The organism is Methylobacterium sp. E-045 (genome assembly GCF_022829685.1).
Taxonomy (GTDB): domain Bacteria; phylum Pseudomonadota; class Alphaproteobacteria; order Rhizobiales; family Beijerinckiaceae; genus Methylobacterium.
The window spans coordinates 1-4,208 of record NZ_JAKSYE010000097.1; the positions used below are offsets into that span (position 1 = coordinate 1).

A 4,208-nucleotide genomic window follows, 5' to 3' on the forward strand; every position below is an offset into this window, starting at 1 on the left:
CGCAATCGTGTCCACGCCCTTCATCCCCCTACACCACCCTCCGGTCGTACCGGAGGGCAGTCTGCGAGAACGAGGTTAGGGGGTCAGAATTGGACGCCGATCCCCCGCCTCACGGGGTCAAAGTTGCACGCCGAAACACAGTATCGTCGGGTTCCTGCTGTGCCTCGGCACCCTGATGGCAATCAACGGCTCTCAGGGTTCCCCTGACGGCATTCAGCAGGCTGCATATCGGGTTGCGGTGGCTTGGATGCCTTGAACCCAGCCGGCGCTACCGCTTGGCCTTCCCTGACGACATATGGGTCTGAGATTGCGCCACCGCTGGCCATGCACACAGCCTTGCGCGGTCATTGATCCAACACGCCCCCTGGCGTTTTACTTCGCCGAGGTCGGTGTGAGCGTGAGTGGAACCGGGATATCGATTCCACGAGGCGAGAGCTGGCTTGTTCGGGTCGCCGGGGATGGCACTTAGAGACGCAAAATAGGGCGTTGAGGCCCCGCCTCTGATCTCTGAAACCATCCCATTGAGCCAATCTGCCTCGCACTTGCCGATCACGTATGGCTCGCCGTCCACCTCGATCAAGCATCGAGCCGGCGCTGCCATGGCCGGCGAGGCGACGAGGAAGGCGGCAAGGGCAAGGGCGGTACGCATCCCGGCAAGATAGCCGGCAAGGTGCAGTTGTCGAGATTATGTGCTCGGAACTAGCTCAATCGGGATGAGATGATGGAGGGTTAACAAACCTTGCTTTCATCTGAAGGCAGAAACGGCCATTCATCGCGTCTCAGCGTAAGGGAGGGGATGATAACCCTTTATTATCACCCCCTGGCGGCGCGGATGTGCAGCGTGTAGGTCGCCTTAGGATGCTTTTGCTCTCCCCTAACCGGCCAAGGCCTGCATCTCGGCTACGCCATCGCGCAGGACGTAGCCGCGTCCCCAGACGGTCTCGATGTAGTTTTTGCCGGACGAGGCGTTCGCGAGCTTCTTGCGCAGCTTGCAGATGAAGACGTCGATGATCTTGAGCTCGGGCTCGTCCATGCCGCCATAGAGGTGGTTGAGGAACATCTCCTTCGTGAGGGTCGTGCCCTTCCGCAGCGAGAGCAGCTCCAGCATCTGGTACTCCTTGCCGGTGAGATGGACCCGGCTGCCGGTGACCTCGACGGTCTTCTGATCGAGGTTCACGCTCAGGTCGCCGGTGGTAATGACCGACTGGGCATGGCCCTTCGAGCGGCGCACGATTGCATGGATGCGGGCGACCAGCTCGTCCTTGTGGAAGGGCTTGGTGAGGTAGTCGTCGGCCCCGAAGCCGAGGCCCTTCACCTTGTCCTCGATCCCGGCCATGCCGGAGAGAATCAGGATCGGCGTTTTGATTTTCGATGCCCGCAGCGAGCGAAGCACTTCGTAGCCTGAGATGTCGGGCAGGGTGAGGTCGAGCAGGATGATATCGTAGTCGTAGAGCTTGCCGAGGTCGATGCCTTCCTCGCCGAGATCCGTCGTGTAGGTGTTGAAGCGCTCCGCCTTAAGCATCAGTTCAATGCTCGCCGCGATCGAAGCATCGTCCTCAATCAGCAGCACGCGCATGGCAGGTTCCTCGAAAGATTAAAACTTCCTATCCGAGCGTCGATAACAAATCGTTAAGGCGCTTGGTCGGGGGATGGGTTGAGGCCTTGCTCAATGCGAATGCGAAGATGGCATCCTCAACGAAAAACGCCCCAGGAACTGCTCCTAAGGCGCTTTTGACCTGAGCGGCCAGTTGGATCCAGCTGGGGATGCTTGGGCTGACGATATAAGCCAGAAAGGCCTAGTAGGATCCGAACTTGTAGTTCAGGCCAGCGCGAGCGACGACGAACTCGGACTCGCGCGCGGGCGCGTTGAACGTGGCTGTGATGGTTGCAGGGTTGAAAACCGAACGACCCCGGACAGCGTTGTCTTTGTCGAGGTGCACGTAAAGACCTTCGACCTTCAGCGTCACTGCGGACGAGCGGAAGAAGTTCAGGAACGAGTCGACGGGCATGGCGTACTCGATACCGCCGCCGGCTGCATAACCGGTGCGGAAATCGTCGCCGCCGATCCGGCCCTCGCCGTAGGCAAATCCGCCAGTGCCGTAGAACAGAACGCGATCGAACGCGTAGCCGAGGCGGCCGCGGACGGTACCAAAATAGTTAAGGCGGTCGTTGAGAACACGATGTGGGTTGTTCTGGGTCGGCGTGTTGTCACCTGAATACGTCGCGATGATCGTGCGGGTGCTTTTACCGAAATCGCTATACTGGGCATCAGCTTCAACACCGACCACCACACCCGACCCCGGCGTGAACTGATAATTATAGCCGATTTGTGCACCGCCGACGAAACCCTCACGTTCATTCAAGCCAGGAGCAATCAGAACTCCGTTCTTCCCGAATGAATTGAGCACTGATGCAGCAGGAAGGTCGTACCGGTTGCTCTTGTTGCCGACATCGAACCCGTAACCGGCGTTGATACCAGCGTAAAAGCCAGTCCACGTGAACACTGGGACTGGAACAAACACTGGAGGAGCGGCGCGCCGCGGAAGGTCAGCGGCTGAGGCGATCCCAGAAGAAACAACGATCACTGTCGTAGCGAGAAGAAGCTTTCTGAGCATCGAAATTTCATTCCGGAGAATATGTATGAACGCATAAGATCGCAAATTTGAGCATTCCGATAGTGCTATTATGCAACACCCTTGAGGGCTTCGCGGCAAGCGACTGAATACTCGAAAGCCTCTGCTAACCATTGCGCTCAGCATGGGCGCTTGAGCCGATCGCCCAGTTCTTTGGCGTGCTGATGACCACGCAGGTTGTGGGGATAAGGTCGAGAGCCGAGGCGAGATATTCGGCTTGCTTTTAGAGCTCCGTGCCGTCGATCCGCTCCGTGCCTTAGGGATTGATCGAGAGCGACGATCTGCGCTGCAATGTCCTGCACCCATTCCCGACCACGACAAGGGTTGTCGAAGGGCAGGCAAGAGACGTTAGGCGGGTAAGGTTCGGCCGCACACCAGACCGCGCAGGGCTCGAAAGGGAAGCGTCACCATCGTCAAACAGGCACCCAGGGCCAGGACCACGAAGACCGACAGGATCGCCGTCAAGATTTTGATCATAGGCGTACTCGCTCCGGTGTGCAGCGGGACAGGCCCCGCACCGCAGCCACGATCCTCCTGAAGTTCGGCGAGAGTGTGTGCGAGCCAGATCAGGCCATCGGGGTGCCAGCGTCCGTCATGTCGAACAGCATCATGTCGTCACCGCATGGCCTCGCGCCTCCTGTCGGTCTCGTCGATTCCTCTGTGGTCTCTCTGGTCGAGGCCAACCGCCGGCTCCCGGCAGCCCTTCTTGAGGTTCCGCTGGCCGCTTTCCCCGCAGTTCTAGACCTTCAGTATTCGTGCTGGTCGAGGAATTGACCCCTCCCCCTCTGGCAGGGACGGTGCGAGCGAGACGTAGCCAGGCGATCCATTCCTTCGAGACGATCCGCACGACGTTCGACAGGTTGCGGAAAGCCGTCTGCGGACGCTCCTCGACGGTGATGAGGCCGAGCGTTCTGGCTTGCCGGATAGCGGTCTTCACGGTGGAGCGGGACACGCCTGCCACGGCTGCGAGGTGGTCGACGTAGAGCCGGCAATCGCCACGGCGGGCGGTCTCGGCCGACACGATGGCGAGAACAGCGGTCTCGGCCAGCGTGAACCGGGCGGCAATAGCCGGCGGAAGCCTACCAGAGGCCGCCCAGCGGCGTCGGCGCTCCATGCTGGCATCTGAGCGTGGGCGCGAGCCTACGGGCCTCCTGGGGGCTGCTGGCGTGGCTGGCAGGGCCTTCCGCGACTCGATGAGCGCAGACAGGCCCTCGGCCTCCGTCTCGCTGATCTGGCCGGCCCCATAGGCGCGCCACATCACCGCTGCCACGTCAGGCAGCCTGGATCTCGGCGCCGCCTCTACCGAGCGCCGGATTTCGTCAGCGAACATCGTCACAGCCCTGCTTGGGCCGCGTCAAAGCGGGGCGCCCCCTGTCGTGGGGCACCTTTCAAAAGGCCAAGCGCCACCGCCTCGGGAAGCGGGTTCCCGATTGACTCCGGCGGAGCCATGTGGCTTGTGAGGGGTTAGGTAGCGGCCTCACAGGCCCAGCGATTTCAAACGGTCTCACCCTTGCCGGGGTGGGGCCGTTTCGCGTTGGGGTCTCAAGTCTTTCTCGCGGCTATAATCCTCAACGG

3 protein-coding genes are annotated in these 4,208 nt (G+C 60.7%); all 3 read right to left on the reverse strand.

Translation table 11 applies throughout. From position 1 onward, the window contains the following. Nucleotides 1–874: 874 nt before the first annotated feature. Nucleotides 875–1,576 (reverse strand): response regulator transcription factor CtrA, encoded by a 702-nt coding sequence (gene ctrA, locus MKK51_RS19580; RefSeq protein WP_243979894.1) that lies wholly within the window; start codon nucleotides 1,574–1,576, stop codon nucleotides 875–877. Between the two features lie 220 nt (nucleotides 1,577–1,796). Beyond that, entirely contained in the window at nucleotides 1,797–2,615 is an 819-nt protein-coding gene (locus MKK51_RS19585; protein ID WP_243979896.1) for an outer membrane protein, read from the reverse strand. Nucleotides 2,616–2,981: 366 nt separating this feature from the next. Then, nucleotides 2,982–3,110 carry a hypothetical protein gene (locus MKK51_RS27270; protein ID WP_279601232.1) on the reverse strand — a complete coding sequence of 43 codons (129 nt, stop codon included), beginning with the start codon at nucleotides 3,108–3,110 and terminating at the stop codon, nucleotides 2,982–2,984. Between the last annotated feature and the right edge of the window lie 1,098 nt (nucleotides 3,111–4,208).

Excerpts from the sequence above, each read along its gene's own strand:
- MKK51_RS27270 (WP_279601232.1), bottom strand. The coding sequence starts at position 3,110 with ATGATCAAAATCTTGACGGCGATCCTGTCGGTCTTCGTGGTCCTGGCC.
- MKK51_RS19585 (WP_243979896.1), bottom strand. The coding sequence starts at position 2,615 with ATGCTCAGAAAGCTTCTTCTCGCTACGACAGTGATCGTTGTTTCTTCT.
- ctrA (WP_243979894.1), bottom strand. The coding sequence starts at position 1,576 with ATGCGCGTGCTGCTGATTGAGGACGATGCTTCGATCGCGGCGAGCATT.